Here is an 18,100-nt window from a genome sequence, read left to right as displayed (position 1 = left end):
GAGACCGAGCTGGACCTGCCCGCCCGCGCCGAGGCGCTGCTGTGCCGGCGCCGCGACGGCGTCGTGGCGCACCGCGTGATCGGCGAGGCCGAAACCGAATTCCTGCGGGCCTGCCGCGACGGCCAGCCCCTGGGCCAAGCCGCCGAGCGCGCGGCCCTGGCCAACCCCGATGTCTCCGTCGCGTCCCTCTTCGCCGCCCTGATCGCCGACGGCGTGTTCGGCGGCCTCAACCTGGAAACCGCTCGATGACCGCCCAAACCCTGTCGCTCCGCCTGCCCTTCGAACGCTTCGCTCAACTGGCCCAGAAGGTGCTGACCGAAGACGTCCTGACCTTGATCACGCGCCTGGGCGTGGCCGCGATCTTCTTCGAGTCGGGCCGCACCAAGGTGGACGGTATCCTGCACATCAAGGACAGCACCTATTCGCTGTTCGAGACCGAGTATCACGTGCCCCTGCTGCCGCCGGCCGTGGCCGCCCACGCGGCGACCTATTCGGAACACCTGTTCTCGATCCTGCTGGTGCTGGGCCTGTTCACGCGCCTGTCGGCCCTGGCCTTCCTGGGCATGACAGCGGTGATCGAGATCTTCGTCTATCCCGACGCCTGGCCGACCCATCTGTCGTGGGCGGGCCTGCTGCTGTTCCTGATCGCCCGCGGCGGCGGCCGGTTCAGCCTGGACCGGGTGCTGAAGATCCCCTGACCTCTCCCCAACCGATTTCCCCGGCGAACGCCGGGGCCCAGATCGTGAGGCTCCGAAGTTGATGCAAAGACGCTCGCGATTCTGTCCGGAACGCGGGCGCTCTTGCATCTGGACCCCGGCGTTCGCCGGGGAGATCGGATAAGAATAACTAGAGCGCGTTGGGTTTAAGCGAGAGCGGCCAAACCGCCCGAACGCGCTCTAAGCATTTGAATATAAATCCTGTTTATCTGGTTTAGACGACTCTATCTAAACTAGTGGATCGTCGGCGCGCGCGGGACGGGCTTGCGCCACAGCTGGGCGGTCAGAGCGTTGGCGACGCCTAGCCAGCCCAGGTCCGGGGCCGAGCCGCCGCCGACCTTGCGCGCCTCGATGGCGTAGGCCGCCGAGGCCGCCAGCGAGGCCGTGGCCGCGCCCAGCTGTCCGCCGACCCGCCGCGCGCCCAGGCCCAGCCACAGGGCGTTAAAGCCCTGCACCAGGCTCCAGATGGTCAGGGCGCGGGTGCGGGCCGGGCTGGACGGCGCGTTCCAGGTGCGCAGGCCCGACAGGGTCATGGCGATGAACAGCGGCGGCAGCAGCAGGCTGGTCAGCGGCTTGGGCTGATGGGCCACCGGCTCGTGCATCTCGGCGAACTCGACGGCGTACATGTCGTCGTCCAGCGCCTTCTCGTGGCGGCGGCCCATGATCACCGCCGCCAGGATCGCGCCGCTGGCCAGGGCCGCGCCGACCGCGATCTGGCTGACCGGGTGGAAGTCCTTCCGCTGCTCGAGCTCGAACGCTTCGCGGCCGGCCAGAGCGCGTTCGCGCGACTTTCCGTGGGCGATGTGCATGGCGGAACTCCCTCTTGAACTCGAACAGGTCAAACAGCCCAGCTGGTCCTTGGTTCCAGCCATGCCGCGACCGCGTCGTATCATGGGCCCGACCGGCGTTCCGCGCCAAGATCAAACTCGGCGCGGAGGCCGCGATCCCGCGCCGGCTGCCCGCGACCTGACGTCGCGCCGGCCGACCCGACAGGCCCTAGAGCGTGATAGCCGAAAGTGTAAGCGGTTTCGGCGGTTATCACGCTCTAAATATTTGATTTAGAGCCTTATTTTTCCGCTCGAATGATTCCATTCGAGCGGATAAGGCTCTACGACGGCAGCTCGCCCATGGCCGACTGGAGGTAGTTGGCCTCGCCCAGCGACTTCACCAGCGACAGCTGGGTCTCCAGGAAGTCGATATGCTCCTCGGTGTCGCTGAGGATCTCGCGCAGCAGCTCGCGGCTGACATAGTCGCGGGCCTGCTCGCACTGGACGATGCCGGGGATCAGGGTCTCGCGGCCGGCTAGCTCGACCTGCAGGTCGCTGTTCAGGCACTCGGGAACGGTCTCGCCGATCTTCAGCTTGTGCAGGTCCTGAAGGTTCGGAAGGCCTTCCAGGAACAGGATGCGATTGATCAGCATGTCGGCGTGCTTCATCTCGCCGATGGATTCGTCGTAGGTGATCTTGCCCAGGCGCTTGAAGCCCCAGTTGTCGTACATCCGGGCGTGCAAGAAGTACTGATTGACCGCCGTCAGCTCGTTGGTGAGCACCGCGTTGAGCAGTCGGATAATGCCGGGATCGCCCTGCATGGCGGCCTCCTGAGGTCTTGAGGGATTCGTCGTCCAGGCGACCCTGGGCCAAGCCGAACGCGGCTTCAACCTCCATGGCGCGACCAAACCGCTCGGCGCGCCGAAAATCCTAGGGAATACGGCGCCTTATTCGGCGGCGAAGGCCAGGGCCTCGCGGCTCTCCTGGATCATCTGGCGCATCTCGCACACGCACTTGGCGCATTGGGCCTGGCAGTCCCGGGCGCGGAAGATCTCGGCCGGACGCGCGGCGCCGGCCTCGATGGCCGCGCGGACTTCGCGCTCGCGGATGCCGTTGCAGTTGCAGACGTACAAGGAAGAACGCCCTACCGAATGAGTTTCATTCTCATCTAGCTGAACGCGCGACGTTTTGCAACTGACTCGCATTGCGATGGACGAAAGGCCGCAATGCGCCCCCTCCGTCTCGTCGCTGCGCGCCGATCCACCTCCCCCGCTACGCGAGGGAGGATGACGCTTGTTCCTCCTCACCCGCATCGCGGGGGAGATGGCGCGATGCGGATACGCATCGTGACGGAGGGGGCGCTCGTGCTATGCCCCACCCCATGACGCTCGACTGCCGCCTCTATCTGATCACCCCGCCCGCCCTGCCCGACCTCGCCGGCTTCGGCCGACAGCTGGCCCAGGCGCTGGAGGGCGGCGACGTGGCCGCCTTGCAGATCCGGCTGAAGGACGTTCCAGACGACGTGATCAGGGCCGCCGTCGATGCGCTGGCGCCGATCGCCCAGGCCCGCGACGTGGCGGTGATCCTCAACGACCGTCCCGACCTGGCCGCGCGCCTGCCCGTCGACGGCGTCCATGTGGGCCAGTCGGACATGGCCTATCGCGACGCCCGCAAGCTGATGGGCGAGCGCATGGTCGGCGTCACCTGTCACGACAGCCGGCACCTGGCCATGGAGGCCGCCGAGGCCGGGGCCGACTACGTCGCGTTCGGCGCCTTCTTTCCGACGACGACCAAGGACGCCCCCACCACCGCCGAGCCCGAGATCCTGACCATCTGGCAGGAGACAATGGAGACCCCCTGCGTGGCGATCGGCGGGATCACCGCCGCCAACGCCGCCGGCCTGGCGACCGCCGGGGCCGACTTCCTGGCGGTCTCGGCCGGGGTCTGGGGCCATCCGGACGGTCCCGCCGCCGCCGTCGCCGCCCTCAACGCCGCCATCGCCGAGGGCCTCTCCGCGCGCGCCTGAGCGTCGCGTAACGGCGATATTGTGACGCGCCGCACACAGGCCTAGCTTGCTCCCCAGCGAACAGAAACGGGGGAGGACGCGACATGAAGCGACTCGGAGTGTGTTTGCTTAGCGTAAGCCTGGGCGCGTCGGCCCTGGCTCTGGCGGGCGGCGCGGCCGCCGAGACCTGGAAGCTGGCGCCCGGCGAGACCAAGACCTACTACGACGCGGACTTCACCCGCGTGGACGAGGCCTCGGGCCTGGTCGTGACCCGCATCGCCGAGGGCAAGGCCAACGGCCCTTACAAGGCCTGGCCGGCCGGCAAGGGACCCATCCTGCTCTTCGCCTTGGACTGCGCGGCCAACAAGTGGATGGACCTGGGCATGGACTTCGACGGAACCAAGGGCCTGCCCAAGGGCTGGCGCAAGGAAGCCAAGGTCGACGACATCTCCGGCGCCGTCGGCAAGGCCGGCAAGCTGGCCTGCGAGACCAAGGACAGCCTGCCGAAGGTGGCGCTGCCTTAGGAGGCCGCGTGGCCTAGGGCGCGCTGGGTTTAAGCGTGAGCGGTTAAAACTCTCGGACGCGCGCTCAATATTTGACTCTAGAGCCCGTCGAGACCGGAGAGCTTCTCGGGGTTGCGCATCGTATAGACCGCGGCGATCCGGCCGTCCTCGATCTCCAGGCTCATGGTCTGGAAGACGACGCCGTCGGCGGCCAGCACCAGGCCTGGCTGGCCGTTGACGCGCGCCAGCCGCGCGGTCGTCCCCGCCGGGGGCGGCCACTTGCGGCGCACTCCCAAGATCAGGGCGATGGCCTTGGCCGCGCCCTTCACCGGGTTGAGGGTAGCGTTGACCTTGCCGCCGCCGTCGGCGTGCAGGACGACGTCCTCGGTCAGCAGCCCCCGCAGCGCGACCTCGTCGCCGTTGAACACCGCGTCGAGGAAGGCCGTCGTCAGCCTCCGCTCCTCGTCGACGCTGGGGGCATGGCGCGGGCGGTCGCGGCGCACGTGCGCGCGGGCCCGGGCGGCCAGCTGGCGGCAAGCGGTCTCGGTGCGTCCCAAGGCCGAGGCGATCTCGGCGAAGGGCGTGTCGAAGACGTCGTGCAGCAGGAAGGCCGCCCGCTCCAGCGGGGTCAGCCGCTCCAGGGCCAGCAGGAAAGCCACCGAGAGATCGGCGTCGCCGCCGGCCTCGAAATCGGGCTCGACCACCGGCTCGGGCAGCCACTCGCCGACATAGACCTCGCGCCGGGCGCGGGCCGACTTCAGCCGGTCCAGGGCCAGGCGGGTGACTACGCGATTCAAGTATGCGTCGGGCGACTCGACCGTGTCGGCATCGACCTTGCGCCAGCGCAGCCAGGCGTCCTGCACCACATCCTCGGCCTCGGCCCGCGAGCCCAGCATTCGATAGGCCAAGCCGGTCATGGCCGGCCTGCGGGCCTCGAAGATCGCGTCCGCCCCAAAAGACCTTGGCGTCATGCCCGCACCACCGCCGCCTCGCCGCCGACCCGCACGCGCGAGCAGGTCCTGCCGTGCCCCATGGCGTACTTGATCGTGGGATAAACCCGCGCGGCCGCCATGGCGAGCGCGATGGCGGCCAGGCCCTTGGGCCCCCAGCGCTCCAGCACCGCGTCGCGCAGCGGGTCGGTGGTCGCCATGTCGCGGGCCAGCGAGGCGTTGGCGAAGCGGTGGACCAGGCTAGCGTCCGGCCCCATCCGGTCGTGGTCGCCGGCCAGGATGCCGCGCAGCGTCTCGGCCGGCACGCGAGCCTCCTCGCCCAGCTTCACGGCGATCTGCAGGCAGGGCCCGCAGTCCTCGGCCATGGTCGCGACGATCCGCGCCGCCGCCAGGGCCGCCGGCGGCGCGCCCTCCTCGAACCCCGCCAGGGTCAGCACGCCTTGGAAGGCCCGCAGCGCCCTGGGACTGGCCTCCAGAAGATCGCGAATATAGGTCGCGTCGTAGTCGTAGCGCTTCTCGAACCGATCGATCGCGGCCTTCATGATCGCCTTCAGCATCTCAGACCTCCTGGGATCGGAAGGCGACGACCGCCAGCCAGACGCTCAGCAGGGTGGGCAGGAAGACGCCCGGAAAGTCGCGGGCCAAAAGCGGCCACGGCGTTCCGCTTCCGCAGAAGGGCGTGATCAGATGAATGGCGGCGTGGACGGCCTGGAAGGTCGCGGCGACCACCACCGCCCCGGCGTGACGGCGAAGGTCCAGCGCGCCCAGCAGCGTCCCGACGCCGCAGGTCAGGTAGGCCGCGCCGATGTCGCGCACGAAGTGGTCGTTGAAAGCCCCGGTCTGGATGACCCCGGGAATGGTCAGGTACCAGGGATAAGGCGCGGTCAGCATCACTAGACCGTTGCCCAAGAACAAGACCGTCAAAGCTATCGCGACCCAGCGCATCCTCTCGCCTCCGAAGTGGTTTCGACGACAGGACGAGACACCTTCGGCCGGCGTGACACGGGTCGGCGAAAATCGCCGTTAAGGCTCTCGAATCCGCCCAACTTGCTTTCCCGCCTGTGGACGACTAGGTTCCGCGCCCGTTCTTTCACACCGTCGACCTACCGCTCCGCCGCCGGACGTTCCGGCGGGCGTCGACGGCTTCATTCGAGGATAGCCGACCGTGCCCACGCCTTCCGCCCTCCTGAACGTCATGATCGACGCGGCCCGGAAGGCCGCCCGCGGCCTGGCCCGCGACTTCGGCGAGGTCACGGAACTGCAGGTCTCCAAGAAAGGCGCGGCCGACTTCGTCACCAACGCCGACCTGAAGGCCGAACAGACCCTGTTCGAGATCCTGACCAAGGCCCGCCCGGGCTATGGCTTCCTCGGCGAGGAGCGCGGCATGGTCGAGGGCACCGACAAGACCCACACCTGGATCGTCGACCCGCTGGACGGCACCACCAACTTCATGCACGCCATCCCGCACTTCGCGGTCAACATCGCCCTGCAGCGCGAGGGCGAGGGCGTGGTGGCCGGCGTCACCTACAACCCGATCACCAACGACCTGTTCTGGGTCGAAAAGGGCAAGGGCGCGTTCCTGGGCGCGGAAAAGCGCCTGCGCGTCGCCGCCCGCCGGAACCTCGAGGAGAGCGTCCTGGCCACGGGCGTGCCGTTCGCCGGCAAGCCCGGCCACGGCCAGTTCCTGAAGGAGCTGCATCAGGTCAGCCAGAAGGTCGCCGGCGTGCGCCGCTTCGGCGCCGCGTCGCTCGACCTGGCCTGGGTCGCGGCCGGCCGCTTCGACGCCTACTGGGAGCGCAACCTCCAGCCCTGGGACGTCGCCGCCGGCGTGCTGATGGTCCAGGAGTCGGGCGGCAAGGTCACCACGATCGACGAGAACGACCACGACGTCGTGGCCGGCAAGTCGATCCTGGCCAGCAACCAGGACCTCTATCCGCAGATCCTGGAGCGACTGCGGGCGGCTTGAGGGCGGGGCTCAGCGCCCCCTCCGGCCCTCCGGGCCACCTCCCCCGTTTGCACGGGGGAGGATGGAAGCGGTCCCTCCTCACCCGCATCCCGGGGGAGGTGGCGCGGCGTGAATACGCGCCGTGACGGAGGGGGCGCAAACCGCCTTAATTCCCTAGCCAAACCGTCACATCCGCGCGCTAAATCGCGCGCCATGACCCTGCTCACCCGTCGCGCCCTGACCACCGCCGCCCTCGCCGGCACCTTCCTGCCCGGCCTCGCCCGCGCCCAGGCCAAGAAGCCCCTGATCATCGGCCATCGCGGCTGCAGCGGCGAGCGGCCCGAGCACACGGCCCTCAGCTACGAGCGGGCCATCGACCAGGGCGCGGACTTCATCGAGCCCGATCTGGTGCCGACCAAGGACGGCCACCTGGTCGTGCGTCACGAGAACGAGATCGGCGGCACGACCAACGTCGCCAGCCATCCCGAATTCGCCAGCCGCAAGACCACCAAGGTCATCGACGGCCAGCAGATCACCGGCTGGTTCACCGAGGACTTCACCCTGGCCGAGCTGAAGACGCTGCGCTGCCGCGAGCGGCTGCCGCAGCTGCGTCCGGCCAGCGCGGCCTTCGACGGCCAGGCCCAGATCCTGACCTACGAGGAGATGGTCGCCATCGCCAAGGCCGGGACCCAGCGCACCGGCCGGGTGATCGGCACCTATCCCGAGCTGAAGCACCCGACCTATTTCGCCTCGATCGGCCTGCCCACCGAGGACCGCCTGGTGGCCAAGCTGAAGGCCCTGGACCTGAACTCGGCGACCGCGCCGGTCTTCGTCCAGTGCTTCGAGGTCGGCACGCTGAAACGCCTGCGGGCCAAGACTCCCGCGCGCCTGGTGTTCCTGGTCGCCGGCGAGGGCGGTCCGGCCGACCTGCCGAACGTCAAATACGCCGACCTGGTCACCGCCCAGGGACTCAAGGAGGTCGCGGTCTATGCCGACGGCCTCGGCCCGGAAAAGACCATGGTCATCCCGCAGAACGCCGACACGTTGCTGCCGGCCACGGACCTGGTGAAGAACGCCCATGCCGCCGGCCTGGTCGTCCACCCCTGGACCGTGCGAGCCGAGAACTTCTTCCTGCCCGCGTCCCTGCGCAAGGGAGACCCGAAGGACCCGGCCTATCTGGCGACCCAAGGCGACGTGACGCCGCTGTTCAAGGCGCTGTACGCCGCCGGGATCGACGGGATCTTCAGCGACTTCCCCGGCATGGCCGCCGCCGCGCGCGGTTGACCGAACCGCGTTCTTCGCGAGACAATCGGCGGGCTTTCGGGGGACTGACCACATGCGTCGCGGCGCTGCTGGCCTCTGGAGATCGCCAGCCTCTGACCCGCCCCTTGCGGATGCCGGCCGGAACGGTGCAGCGTGCCGGCCTGAATTTCAGGGGAAGCTCATGAAGCGCCGTCACGCCGTTCTCGCGACCGCCGCCGTCGTCCTGCTGCTGGGCGCGCCCGCCTTCGCCGCCCCGGCGTCTCCGACGCCGGCCGCCGTCGCCTCGGCCAGCCTCGACCAGATCGCCGTCGACTATGTGAAACTGACCCTGGAGGCGGGCGAGCGCGAGCCCGGCTATGTCGACGCCTATTACGGTCCGCGCGAATATCTGACCGTGGCCAAGACAGCTCCGCGCCCGGTCTTCATGCTGCGCAAGGAGGCCGATCGCCTGCGAAAGCTGCTGGCGAAGGTCGCCGACAAGGACCTCTCGCCCGATCTGCGCCGCCGCAAGCTGTTCCTGGCGGGCCAGCTGAAGGCCGCCCAGACCCGCCTGGCCATGCTGGCCGGCGACAAGTTCAGCTTCCAGGACGAGGCCGAGGGCCTGTTCGGCGTGCGTCCGGTCCTCAAGCCCCTGAAAAGCTACGACCCGATCCTGGCGCGGATCGACAAGCTGGTCCCGGGCAAGGGCGACCTGGCCGCCCGGGTCGACGCCCTGCAGAACCGCTACGTGATCCCGACCGACAAGGTCGAGGCGGTGATGCGGGCCGGCATCGCCGCCTGCAAGGCCAAGACCGAGGAACACATCAAGCTGCCGGCCGGCGAGCGCTTCGACCTGGAGTTCGTCACCAAAAAGCCCTGGAGCGGCTACAACTGGTACAAGGGTGACGCCCACAGCCTGATCCAGATCAACACCGACCTGCCGATCTATATCAGCCGCGCCTTGGACCTGGGCTGCCACGAAGGCTATCCCGGCCACCACGTGCTCAACAGCCTGCTGGAAGAAAAGCTGACCAAGGGCAAGGGCTGGGTCGAGTTCAGCGTCTACCCGCTGTTTTCGCCGCAATCTTTCATCGCCGAGGGCTCGGCCAATTTCGGCATCGAGCTGGCCTTCCCCGGCCAGGCCAAGACCGCGTTCGAGCGCGACAAGCTCTACGCCCTGGCGGGCTTGGATCCGAAGACCGCCGAGGTCTACGGCCAGTTGCAGGACGCCAAGGCCGCCCTGGCCAGCGCCAGCAACACCATCGCGGCCGACTACCTGGCCGGCAAGCTGACCAAGGACCAGGCCGTCCAGCTGTTGATGAAATACAGCCTCTATTCGCGCGGCGGAGCCGAGAAGCGGGTGTCGTTCATCGAGACCTACCGCTCGTATGTGATCAACTACAACATCGGCCAAGACATGGTCCGCGACCACGTCTACCGCGCCGGCAAGTCCGAGGCCGCCCGCTGGAAGGCCATGGAGCACGTGATCAGCGAGCCGACGACGCCGGCGGACTTGCGGAAGTAGTTTAAGCCGCCTCGACCCCGAACTGCAGGCTGGCCAGCCGGGCGTAGAGCCCGCCCTTGGCGAAGAGTTCGGCGTGCGTGCCCTGCTCGACCACGCGGCCCTCCTCCATGACCACGATGCGGTCGGCCTTCAGCACGGTGGCCAGGCGGTGGGCGATGACCAGCGTGGTGCGGCCTTCCATGGCGGCGGTCAGGGCCTGCTGGACCAGGCGCTCGCTTTCGGCGTCGAGGGCGCTGGTGGCCTCGTCGAGCAGCAGGATCGGCGCCTCGCGCACCAGGGCTCGGGCGATGGCCAGCCGCTGGCGCTGGCCGCCCGACAGGGTCTTGGCCCGCTCGCCGACCGGGGTGTCGAAGCCCTTGGGCAGGGCCGACAGGAAGCCCGCGGCCTGGGCGGCCTCGGCGGCGGCCTTGAGCTCGGCGTCCGAGGCGTCCTCGCGGCCGAAGCGGATGTTGTCGAAGGCCGAGCCCGAGAACAGCGGCGAGTCCTGGGCGACCAGGGCCATGCGGGCGCGGACCTCGGCCGGCTCGGCGTCGCGCAGATCGACGCCGTCCAGGCGGATCCCGCCAGCCTGCGGGTCGTAGAACCTCAGGAGAAGCCGCAGCACGGTGCTCTTACCCGCCCCCGAGGGGCCGACCAGGGCCACGGTCTCGCCGGGCTTCACCGACAGGGTGAAGCCGTTCAGGGCGGGCAGGTCCGGGCGGCCCGGATAGGCGAAGGTGACGTTGTCGAAGGCGATCGCGCCCTGGGCCGGAACCGGCAAGGCCTTGGGCGTCTCCGGCGCGGCGATGCCCGGGCGGGCGTTCAGCAGCTCGGAGATGCGGTCCATGGCGCCAGAGGCCTTCTGGACATCGCCCCAGACCTCGCCCAGGGCGCCGATCGAGCCGGCGGCCATCACGGCCAGCATGGCGAACTGGGCCAGGGTGCCGCCGGTCATCTCGCCATCCAGCACCAGGCGCGCGCCGGTCCACAGCAGCAGGGTGATGCCGCCGAAGGCCAGGACGATGACCATGGCCGTCATGCTGGCGCGGGTGGCGATGCGGCGCACCGAGGCCTTGTAGGCCGCCTCCACGGCCGCGCCGAAGCGGGCGGTCGAGGTCGCCTCGCGGCCGAAGGCCTGCACCGTCTCCAGGGCGTCCAGGCTCTCGCCGGCATAGCCCACCGCGTCGGCGAACTTGTCCTGGGCGCTGACGGTCAGCTTGCGCACGCGGCGGCCGACCAGGAACATCGGCGCCAGGATCACCGGGACCATCAGCACGATGAAACCGGCCAGCTTGGGCGAGACCACCGCCATATAGGTCAGCCCGCCCACCAGGCTGAGAATATTGCGCAGGGCGATCGAGGCCGAGGCGCCCACCAGTTGCTCGATCAGCGACACGTCGGTGGTCAGGCGCGACAGCACCTCGCCCGTGCGGGTTTCCAGGAAGTATTGCTGGTCCAGGGTCAGGGTGTGGCCGTAGAGCGCCCGGCGCAGGTCGGCCACGACCCGCTCGCCCAGGCGCGTGATGAAGAAGAATCGGCAGGCCGTGGCGATGGCCAGCACCAGGGCCACCGCGCCGAGGCCCAGGAACGAACTGTTGATCGCCGCGACATGGCCCTTGGCGAAGCCGTGGTCGATCACCCCCTTGAAGGCCGCCGTCAGGCCCAGGGTCGCGCCCGTCGAGAACAGCAGGAAAAACCCCGCCGCGAAGCCGTCGCCCTTATGCGCGGCCACGAACGGCAGCAGGTGGACCAGCGGACGGATGTCCTTGCGGCGCGGCCGACGCGCCTTGGCCTCGGCCATGCCCTGGACCAGCTCGGCCCCCGCGCCGGGGCGGCCTTCGACCTTTTGGTCGCCGCTGCTCGCGTCAGTCATCAACAGTCCCTTGCCAAAATCGCGCGGGTTCTTTATAGCCGCGCGTCTTCGAGGGCCACCCCGCGCGTGCGCGGATGGCGCCCATCCCAATTCACTCTCGCCGGCTTAGTCGGTCTGGATCGCCGCCATGAAACAAGACATTCACCCCGACTACCACTTCATCACCGTCACCCTGACCGACGGTTCGAGCTACAAGACCCGCTCGACCTACGGCAAGGAAGGCGCGAACCTCGCGCTCGACATCGATCCGCGCACGCACCCGGCGTGGACCGGCGGCAACGCCCAGCTGATGGACCGCGGCGGCCGCGTCTCGCGCTTCAACGCCAAGTTCGCCGGCTTCACCGGCAAGAAGGCCTAAAAGTCCTTCTCGCCGTAAGGGCGACGAGAGGCCGGTTCCGCGTCGCGGGCCGGCCTTTTTCGTATCTGGGGTCCCGGCCGAAGCCTACGGTCAACCGCCTTCCACCACGTGGGTGTGCAGCCCGGCCGCCTCTACCAAGGCCTTGACCTTGTCGGCCTGCGCGGCGTCCGACAGGATGATCCAGTGGGTCATGTCGAAGCCGAAAACCCAGCGCGCCCCGAATTCGGGAAAGTAGATATCGCTGCTGAACTTCTCCCTTAGCGATCGTCGCACAAGAGCCCGATAGCGAGCGCCGCCGGGTCGCAGCGCCTTGAGCCGCGCGGGCTTGTGGATCAGCGCGACGCCGCCCTCCGCAAGCCGGTCCACCAGGGCGACAAAACGCCGCTCGACCTCAAGGTACTGTGCCTCCAGGCCCTTCTCACGCGCCTGGCGATGGAAGAAGAAAGGGACCAGTTCCGGGTCGGCGCATTCAGCCTCGGTCAAGACGTGGTCGAAGACCGAGACGCCCAACAGCATGAATCCGGCGCGGGCGGCTTCGTCTACCTCACAGGCGGCCAGCCGCCGAAAATCGCTCACTCCTCCTCAGCCTCATACGGATCATCCCCGCGATCGCGCATCAGGTCCATCGCGGTGAAGTCCAGCGCGTCCTCGGCGTCGGCGAAGCACAGTTCCGACACGGTCTGATCGCGCACCGAGACGCCGGCCTTGTGGGTGCTGTCCGGATCGCCGGTGACCAGCGGGTGCCAGGCCGGCAGGGTCTTGCCCTCATGGATCCGGCGATAGCCGCAGGAGCGCGGCATCCATTCCAGGTCCTCGATATTGTGCGGCGTCAGCTTGATGCAGTCCGGCACCGTCTTCTTGCGGTTCGGATAGTCCTTGCAGCGGCACAGGTGTTCGTCGAATAGCTGGCAGTGCACCCGCGTGGGGATGATCTCGCCGGTGTCTTCGTCTTCGAAGCGAACCAGGCAGCAAAGACCGCAGCCGTCGCATAGGCTCTCCCACTCGGAGACGGTCATTTGCAGGAGCGTCTTCGTCTCCCAGAAAGGTTTGCGTGGCGTCATGCCGCCGTCCTAAACCCGATTTAACCGGCGACCAAATAGAGCCTGACCTGAAACCGTGAACGATTGGACGCTGCCGCCCTACAAGTTCGACGATCAGGACCCGCGCGAGCCGGCGCGGGAGCCTCGATCCGGCGCGCCCGAGACCCCGCATGATCCTTGGGCGCAAGAGCCCGCGCCGCAGGACCCTTTCCAGCTTTCCGACGGTCCGCCCCCGCCTCCCCCTCCGCCGACGCCGCCATCGGGTCCGTCGCCCGAGGAGCCGTTCCGGGCCGATCTCCAGCACGCCGCGTCGCGGAAGAAGGCCAACAAGTGGGGCTGGGTGCTGGGCACCCTGGCGGCGCTGGTCCTGATCGCCGTCCTCGCCGTCGGCGGCGGCGCGGCCTATGTCTGGACCAAGTATCTGAAGGACACGCCCCAGCTGCCCTCGCGCGAGGCGCTGTTCGCCGTGAACCGCGCGCCCGGCATCCGCTTCGAGGACCGCAACGGCCAGGTAATCGCCACGCGCGGCCCGCGCTATGGCCAGCGCATCACCCTGGGGTCCGTGCCCAACTACGTGCCGATGGCCTTCCTGGCCGCCGAGGACCGCCGCTTCTACCAACACGGGGCCATCGACGTGCAGGGCATCGGCCGGGCGGCCTGGGCCAACTGGCGCGGCGGCAAGACCCGCCAGGGCGCCTCGACCCTGACCCAGCAGCTGGCCAAGGGCCTGTTCCTGACGCCCGACCGCGTGGTCAAGCGCAAGCTGCAGGAGATGCTGCTGGCCTATCGGCTGGAGAAGGTGCTGACCAAGGACGAGATCCTCGAGCTCTATCTGAACCGCATCTATTTCGGGGCCGGCACCTATGGCGTCGACGGCGCGGCCCAGACCTATTTCGGCAAGCCCGCCAGCCAGCTGACCATCGCCGAAGCGGCCCTGCTGGCCAGTCTGCCCAAGGCCCCGACCCGCCTGGCCCTGACCCGCGACATGGAGCGCGCCCTGGCCCGCTCGCGGCTGATCCTGGCCAATATGCGCAAGGAAGGCTGGATCACCGCGGAGCAGGAAGATCAGGCGCTGCGCGACACTCCGCGCCTGTCGGGCCTGGCCTTGCAGGACGAGGGCGACTTCGGCTGGGTGCTGGACTACGCCACCGCCGAAGCGGTCAAGGTCGCCGGCCAGAACGCGCCCGACCTGGTCGTCCGCCTGACGATCGACCCGCGTCTGCAGCGCGAGGGCGCCGAGATCGTGCGCCAGACCATGGCCACGGAAGCGACCCGCTCGGGCGCGACCCAGGCGGCCCTGCTGTCGCTGTCCGCCGACGGGGCCATCCGCGCCATGGTCGGCGGAACCGACTACGGCGAAAGCCCCTTCAACCGCGCCGTCCAGGCCAAGCGCCAGCCGGGCTCCAGCTTCAAGCCGTTCATCTACGCCGCCGCCGTCGAGAAGGGGGTCAGGCCCACCGATATCCGCGTCGACGAGCCGGTGAAATTCGGCGACTGGTCGCCGGAGAACTACAGCGGCGGCTATCGCGGTCCGATGACCGTCGAACAGGCCCTGATCACCTCGACCAACACCATCGCCGTCAAGCTGGCCCAGGAGGCCGGCGGCGCGGCGATCGGCGACCTGGTGCGCCGGTTCGGGGTCACCAGCCTGCCGCCCGCGCCCGACCTGTCGGTGGCGCTGGGCTCCTACGAGGTCAACCTGCTGCAGATGACCTCGGGCTTCCAGGTGTTCCAGCAGGGCGGCGTGCGGATCGAGCCCTATGTCATCGAGTCGATCGCCACCCAGGGCGGCCAGCCGATCTTCCAGCATCAACCGCCGCAGAGCGACCGCCGCGTCTACGACATCGGCAACGCCAGCATCATGGTGAAGATGATGAAGAAGGTGGTGTCGGACGGCACCGCCAAGCGCGCCGCCTTCGGTCGTCCCGCGGCGGGCAAGACCGGCACCAGCCAGAACTGGCGCGACGCCTGGTTCATCGGCTTCACGCCCGACTATGTCACGGGCGTCTGGGTGGGCAACGACAACGAAAAGCCGATGAACAAGGTGGTCGGCGGCGATATTCCGGCCAGCATCTGGCGGCGCTTCATGATGACCGCTCACCAGGCCCTGGCCGTGCGCGACTTCCCCTGGCTGTTGCCCGATCCGACGCCCCAGATGAGCCCCGACCCGCGCAACGGATTCTACGAGACCCTGTCGGCCGAGTTCGCGCGCGCGGCTTCCGAGCTGGACGATGCGCAACAGGCCAATCCTCCGGCGGCCCAGCCGGGAAGGCCGGTGGATCAACTGCCCTACTGACGATATCGCGTTCCGGAGCAAAATCGGATCGCCCCCTGGCGGCGCGGGGGAACTTGACGCTAAAGCTTCGACGCGCCCGCGAAGACCGCCGAGACCGCCCAGGAGATCCCCATGTCGCGAACGCGCCCGATCGGTCCGCGCCTGTCGATGGCCTTCGTGGCCCTGGCCACGCTGAGCGCCTCTTCCGCCCTGGCCCAGACGGACGAGATCCAGGTCTATGACGGCGGTCTGGCCGCGCCCGGCGTGGTGAACCTGACCCTGCACGACAACTACACGCCGCGCGGCGCGCGGACTCCCGGATTTCCGGGCGGGATCGCGCCGAACCACACGCTGAACGGCGTGCCCGAGTTCGCCTATGGCGTGACGCCCTGGTTCGAGGCCGGGCTCTATCTGCCGCTCTACACGCTCCAGTCCAACGGCCGCGCGCGGCTGGACGGCTTCAAGCTGCGCGCCCTGTTCGCCGCGCCCGACGCCGACCGCCGCGACCTCTTCTACGGGGTCAATTTCGAGTTCAGCGTCAACAGCCGCCACTGGGCCGAAAAACGCACCGGCGGCGAGATCCGCCCGATCATCGGCGCGCGACATGGCCCTTGGACGGTGATCGCCAATCCGATCCTCGACACCGACTATCGCGGCGTCTCGCACATGACCTTCGCGCCCGCCACCCGCGTGGCCTACGACCTGTCCAAGACCTGGACGGTGGCGGGCGAGACCTATAGCGACTTCGGCGAGATCCGGCGCTTCTCGCCGCGCGCCCAGCAATCCCACCAGGTCTTCGCCGTCGTCGACCACAAGGCGGCGAACCTGGACATCGAAGCGGGGGTCGGCTGGGGCCTGACCCAGGCCAGCGACAAGCTGGTGCTGAAGCTGATCCTCTCCAAGGATCTCTGAGCGCCGGCCGTTCCGCCGGCGGCCGAAATATTTCCGACACACTTGCACGCCAAGCCGGCCGCGCGCTTTATCGCGCACCGGTTTTTCGAAGGCTGATCGAATGTCGTTCCTGCTCTCCCTGGCGGCGGCCGCCGCGCTGCAAGCCGCGCCGTCCGCGCCGATCCATACCTACGAGGGCCTGGCCCTGGCGCCGGGCGGCCAGCGCTTCGCCTCCGTCGAGGGCCAGGAGACGCGGGACGCGGCCAGCGAGCATCACGCCAAGGTCGTGGTCCGCTCGGCCAAGGGCGAGATCGTCGGAACCTTCGACCCCTGCGCGACCTGCCGCTACGCCGCCCCGGCCTGGTCGGCGAACGGTCAGGCGCTGGCCTTCATCGGCTCGGGCGGCGGGACCGCCACGCTGTACGTCGTCGAGGGCGACAAGGTTCGCGAGGCCGCCAGCCTGAAGGGCGTGGCCGGCAAGCCGCGCTGGGCGCCCGACGGCCAGTCGATCGCCCTGTTGGCCACCGTCGGCGCGCGCAAGGAGACCGGCGCCACCCAGGCCGGCGCCCGCCAGATCGGCGAGATCGGCGCGGCCGAGGTGACCGATGAGCAGCGCATCGCCGTGGTCCCCGTGGCCGGCGGCCCGCTGAAGTTCGTCTCGCCCGACAATGTCTTCGTCTACGAGTACGACTGGACGCCCGACGCCAAGGGCTTCGTGGCCACGGCGGCCGAGGGCGACGGCGACAACAACTGGTGGATCGCCAGCCTGCGCGCCTACGGCCTGGACGGCCAGGCCCGCGTGATCGCCGCGCCCAAGATGCAGCTGAACGCCCCGCGCGTGTCGCCCGACGGCAAGACCGTGGCCTTCATCGGCGGGCTGATGAGCGACTTCGGCGCGGTCGGCGGCGACGTCTGGACCGTGCCGATGGCCGGCGGGACCCCCACCAACCTCACCCAGGGCTACAAGGGCACGTTCACCAGCCTGGCCTGGACCGCCAAGGGCCCGATGGCCTCGGCCGTGCTGGGCGGCGACAGCGCCATCGCCCGCATCGATCCGGCCGGCGGCGCCAAGGTCACGGTTCTGGCGCGGGGCGAGGTTTCCTACGCCGCCGGCGACGGCCGCGTGGCCTTCGATCCGAGCGGCAAGACGGCCGCGGCGGTCGTCGAGTCGTTCACCCAGGCCGCCCAGGTGCGCCTGGGCGCGCCGGACGCGATGAAGCCGGTCACGCACGACAACGACGCCGCCGCGGCGATCTATTCGGGCAAGAGCGTCACCTGGAAGAACGACGGCTTCGACGTCCAGGGCTGGCTGCTGGCCCCGACAAAGGTCGAGCCGGGCAAGACCTATCCGATGGTGGTCAATGTCCACGGCGGCCCGTCGTCGGCGGTGACGGCCCGGTTCGGGACCAGCGGCTATGTCTATGACCTGCTGAAGGCCGGCTACTACGTCTTCCAGCCCAATCCGCGCGGCAGCTTCGGCCAGGGCGAGGCGTTCAAGGCCTCGAACCGCCGCGACTTCGGCGGCGGCGACCTGCGCGACATCCTGGCCGGCGTCGACGCGGTCGAGAAGATCGCCCCGATCGACGACAAGCGCTTGGGCGTCTATGGCCACAGCTACGGCGGCTACATGACGATGTGGACCGTGACCCACAGCCAGCGCTTCAAGGCCGCCGTGGCCGGCGCCGGCATCGCCAACTGGATCAGCTATTACGGCCAGAACGGCATCGACCAATGGATGGTCCCGTTCTTCGGCGACACCGCCTACAACGACCCGGCGATCTACGACCAGCTGTCGCCGATCCGCTCGATCAAGGCCGCCAAGACACCTACCTTCATCTATGTCGGCGAGCGCGACGTCGAATGCCCGCCGGCCCAGTCGCTGGAGTTCTGGCACGGCCTGAAGGCCATGGGCGTCCCGACCTCGCTGGTCATCTACGCCGACGAGGGCCACGGCATCCGCAAGGCCGAGCACAAGACCGATCTCAGCAACCGGATCGTCGGCTGGTTCGACAAGTATCTGGGAAAGTAGGG

Annotated in this window: 19 protein-coding genes and 2 pseudogenes; 12 read left to right on the top strand and 9 right to left on the bottom strand. The window is 68.8% G+C overall.

Annotated elements, in window-relative coordinates:
• A pseudogene (locus tag FCU40_RS09930) lies at positions 1 to 249 on the top strand (DUF2063 domain-containing protein); the annotation flags it as partial.
• Positions 246 to 698, top strand: a complete 453-nt coding sequence (locus FCU40_RS09925) for a DoxX family protein (protein WP_004616309.1) — start codon at positions 246 to 248, stop codon at positions 696 to 698. The pseudogene FCU40_RS09930 and the gene FCU40_RS09925, both read left to right, overlap by 4 nt.
• A gap of 251 nt (positions 699 to 949) precedes the next feature.
• Here the strand turns inward: FCU40_RS09925 and FCU40_RS09920 are convergent, their stop codons facing one another.
• From FCU40_RS09920 to FCU40_RS09910, 3 genes are all read right to left on the bottom strand, one after another.
• Complete coding sequence (locus FCU40_RS09920; protein WP_004616312.1) at positions 950 to 1,525, bottom strand: tryptophan-rich sensory protein; 576 nt, start codon at positions 1,523 to 1,525, stop codon at positions 950 to 952.
• Between the two features lie 299 nt (positions 1,526 to 1,824).
• Positions 1,825 to 2,304, bottom strand: a complete 480-nt coding sequence (bfr, locus tag FCU40_RS09915) for a bacterioferritin (RefSeq protein ID WP_004616314.1) — start codon at positions 2,302 to 2,304, stop codon at positions 1,825 to 1,827.
• Positions 2,305 to 2,430: 126 nt separating this feature from the next.
• Positions 2,431 to 2,616, bottom strand: a complete 186-nt coding sequence (locus tag FCU40_RS09910) for a (2Fe-2S)-binding protein (RefSeq protein WP_168074656.1) — start codon at positions 2,614 to 2,616, stop codon at positions 2,431 to 2,433.
• Between the two features lie 85 nt (positions 2,617 to 2,701).
• Between FCU40_RS09910 and FCU40_RS23305 the strand changes: the two are divergent.
• The 3 genes and pseudogenes from FCU40_RS23305 to FCU40_RS09900 form a co-directional block, all read left to right on the top strand.
• A pseudogene (locus FCU40_RS23305) lies at positions 2,702 to 2,846 on the top strand (hypothetical protein); the annotation flags it as partial.
• A gap of 18 nt (positions 2,847 to 2,864) precedes the next feature.
• On the top strand, positions 2,865 to 3,509 hold the full coding sequence (gene thiE / locus FCU40_RS09905; RefSeq protein ID WP_168074660.1) for a thiamine phosphate synthase: 645 nt from the start codon (positions 2,865 to 2,867) through the stop codon (positions 3,507 to 3,509).
• Between the two features lie 83 nt (positions 3,510 to 3,592).
• Entirely contained in the window at positions 3,593 to 4,012 is a 420-nt protein-coding gene (locus FCU40_RS09900) for a hypothetical protein (RefSeq protein WP_168074654.1), read from the top strand.
• A gap of 77 nt (positions 4,013 to 4,089) precedes the next feature.
• Here FCU40_RS09900 and FCU40_RS09895 read toward each other — a convergent pair whose 3' ends face one another.
• Genes FCU40_RS09895 through FCU40_RS09885 form a run of 3 tightly spaced genes read right to left on the bottom strand, consistent with a single transcriptional unit; the run spans position 4,090 to position 5,886 of the window.
• Positions 4,090 to 4,962, bottom strand: a complete 873-nt coding sequence (locus FCU40_RS09895) for a sigma-70 family RNA polymerase sigma factor (RefSeq protein WP_168074651.1) — start codon at positions 4,960 to 4,962, stop codon at positions 4,090 to 4,092.
• A complete protein-coding gene (locus FCU40_RS09890) occupies positions 4,959 to 5,498 on the bottom strand; it encodes a hypothetical protein (protein ID WP_168074649.1) in 540 nt (179 codons plus the stop codon). The genes FCU40_RS09895 and FCU40_RS09890 overlap by 4 nt, the downstream gene beginning before the upstream one ends.
• A 1-nt stretch (position 5,499) precedes the next feature.
• Positions 5,500 to 5,886, bottom strand: coding sequence for a hypothetical protein (locus FCU40_RS09885; RefSeq protein WP_004616324.1), 387 nt, complete (start codon positions 5,884 to 5,886; stop codon positions 5,500 to 5,502).
• 220 nt (positions 5,887 to 6,106) lie between these two features.
• On the opposite strand from FCU40_RS09885, the gene FCU40_RS09880 reads away from it, so the two are divergent.
• From FCU40_RS09880 to FCU40_RS09870, 3 genes are all read left to right on the top strand, one after another.
• On the top strand, positions 6,107 to 6,907 hold the full coding sequence (locus tag FCU40_RS09880; protein WP_004616326.1) for an inositol monophosphatase family protein: 801 nt from the start codon (positions 6,107 to 6,109) through the stop codon (positions 6,905 to 6,907).
• Between the two features lie 192 nt (positions 6,908 to 7,099).
• Entirely contained in the window at positions 7,100 to 8,170 is a 1,071-nt protein-coding gene (locus FCU40_RS09875; protein ID WP_168074647.1) for a glycerophosphodiester phosphodiesterase, read from the top strand.
• Positions 8,171 to 8,330: 160 nt separating this feature from the next.
• On the top strand, positions 8,331 to 9,653 hold the full coding sequence (locus tag FCU40_RS09870) for a hypothetical protein (RefSeq protein WP_168074645.1): 1,323 nt from the start codon (positions 8,331 to 8,333) through the stop codon (positions 9,651 to 9,653).
• A 1-nt stretch (position 9,654) separates the two neighbouring features.
• Here the strand turns inward: FCU40_RS09870 and FCU40_RS09865 are convergent, their stop codons facing one another.
• Entirely contained in the window at positions 9,655 to 11,508 is a 1,854-nt protein-coding gene (locus FCU40_RS09865; protein WP_168074644.1) for an ABC transporter transmembrane domain-containing protein, read from the bottom strand.
• Positions 11,509 to 11,632: 124 nt separating this feature from the next.
• Between FCU40_RS09865 and rpmE the strand changes: the two genes are divergently transcribed.
• Positions 11,633 to 11,863: a 50S ribosomal protein L31 gene (rpmE, locus tag FCU40_RS09860; RefSeq protein ID WP_004616338.1), complete on the top strand. Its 231-nt coding sequence runs from the start codon at positions 11,633 to 11,635 to the stop codon at positions 11,861 to 11,863.
• Positions 11,864 to 11,953: 90 nt separating this feature from the next.
• Here rpmE and FCU40_RS09855 read toward each other — a convergent pair whose 3' ends face one another.
• Both FCU40_RS09855 and FCU40_RS09850 read right to left on the bottom strand, forming a co-directional pair.
• Complete coding sequence (locus tag FCU40_RS09855) at positions 11,954 to 12,439, bottom strand: hypothetical protein (RefSeq protein ID WP_168074643.1); 486 nt, start codon at positions 12,437 to 12,439, stop codon at positions 11,954 to 11,956.
• Positions 12,436 to 12,924: a YcgN family cysteine cluster protein gene (locus FCU40_RS09850; protein ID WP_168074642.1), complete on the bottom strand. Its 489-nt coding sequence runs from the start codon at positions 12,922 to 12,924 to the stop codon at positions 12,436 to 12,438. The genes FCU40_RS09855 and FCU40_RS09850 overlap by 4 nt, the downstream gene beginning before the upstream one ends.
• 55 nt (positions 12,925 to 12,979) lie before the next feature.
• Between FCU40_RS09850 and FCU40_RS09845 the strand changes: the two genes are divergently transcribed.
• From FCU40_RS09845 to FCU40_RS09835, 3 genes are all read left to right on the top strand, one after another.
• Positions 12,980 to 15,199 (top strand): PBP1A family penicillin-binding protein, encoded by a 2,220-nt coding sequence (locus FCU40_RS09845; protein WP_168074641.1) that lies wholly within the window; start codon positions 12,980 to 12,982, stop codon positions 15,197 to 15,199.
• Between the two features lie 111 nt (positions 15,200 to 15,310).
• Positions 15,311 to 16,090, top strand: a complete 780-nt coding sequence (locus FCU40_RS09840; protein ID WP_004616343.1) for a hypothetical protein — start codon at positions 15,311 to 15,313, stop codon at positions 16,088 to 16,090.
• Positions 16,091 to 16,190: 100 nt separating this feature from the next.
• On the top strand, positions 16,191 to 18,098 hold the full coding sequence (locus FCU40_RS09835) for a S9 family peptidase (RefSeq protein ID WP_168074640.1): 1,908 nt from the start codon (positions 16,191 to 16,193) through the stop codon (positions 18,096 to 18,098).
• Positions 18,099 to 18,100 lie beyond the last annotated feature (2 nt).

The organism is Caulobacter sp. SSI4214 (assembly GCF_012184455.1).
Taxonomy (GTDB): Bacteria; Pseudomonadota; Alphaproteobacteria; order Caulobacterales; family Caulobacteraceae; genus Caulobacter; species Caulobacter vibrioides_E.
Note: the sequence above shows the minus strand (reverse complement) of the source record. Positions and strands in the feature narration are given on the sequence as shown.

Excerpts from the sequence above, each read along its gene's own strand:
- FCU40_RS09925 (WP_004616309.1), top strand. The coding sequence starts at position 246 with ATGACCGCCCAAACCCTGTCGCTCCGCCTGCCCTTCGAACGCTTCGCT.
- FCU40_RS09920 (WP_004616312.1), bottom strand. The coding sequence starts at position 1,525 with ATGCACATCGCCCACGGAAAGTCGCGCGAACGCGCTCTGGCCGGCCGC.
- bfr (WP_004616314.1), bottom strand. The coding sequence starts at position 2,304 with ATGCAGGGCGATCCCGGCATTATCCGACTGCTCAACGCGGTGCTCACC.
- thiE (WP_168074660.1), top strand. The coding sequence starts at position 2,865 with ATGACGCTCGACTGCCGCCTCTATCTGATCACCCCGCCCGCCCTGCCC.
- FCU40_RS09900 (WP_168074654.1), top strand. The coding sequence starts at position 3,593 with ATGAAGCGACTCGGAGTGTGTTTGCTTAGCGTAAGCCTGGGCGCGTCG.
- FCU40_RS09895 (WP_168074651.1), bottom strand. The coding sequence starts at position 4,962 with ATGACGCCAAGGTCTTTTGGGGCGGACGCGATCTTCGAGGCCCGCAGG.
- FCU40_RS09890 (WP_168074649.1), bottom strand. The coding sequence starts at position 5,498 with ATGCTGAAGGCGATCATGAAGGCCGCGATCGATCGGTTCGAGAAGCGC.
- FCU40_RS09885 (WP_004616324.1), bottom strand. The coding sequence starts at position 5,886 with ATGCGCTGGGTCGCGATAGCTTTGACGGTCTTGTTCTTGGGCAACGGT.
- FCU40_RS09875 (WP_168074647.1), top strand. The coding sequence starts at position 7,100 with ATGACCCTGCTCACCCGTCGCGCCCTGACCACCGCCGCCCTCGCCGGC.
- FCU40_RS09870 (WP_168074645.1), top strand. The coding sequence starts at position 8,331 with ATGAAGCGCCGTCACGCCGTTCTCGCGACCGCCGCCGTCGTCCTGCTG.
- rpmE (WP_004616338.1), top strand. The coding sequence starts at position 11,633 with ATGAAACAAGACATTCACCCCGACTACCACTTCATCACCGTCACCCTG.
- FCU40_RS09850 (WP_168074642.1), bottom strand. The coding sequence starts at position 12,924 with ATGACGCCACGCAAACCTTTCTGGGAGACGAAGACGCTCCTGCAAATG.
- FCU40_RS09840 (WP_004616343.1), top strand. The coding sequence starts at position 15,311 with ATGTCGCGAACGCGCCCGATCGGTCCGCGCCTGTCGATGGCCTTCGTG.
- FCU40_RS09835 (WP_168074640.1), top strand. The coding sequence starts at position 16,191 with ATGTCGTTCCTGCTCTCCCTGGCGGCGGCCGCCGCGCTGCAAGCCGCG.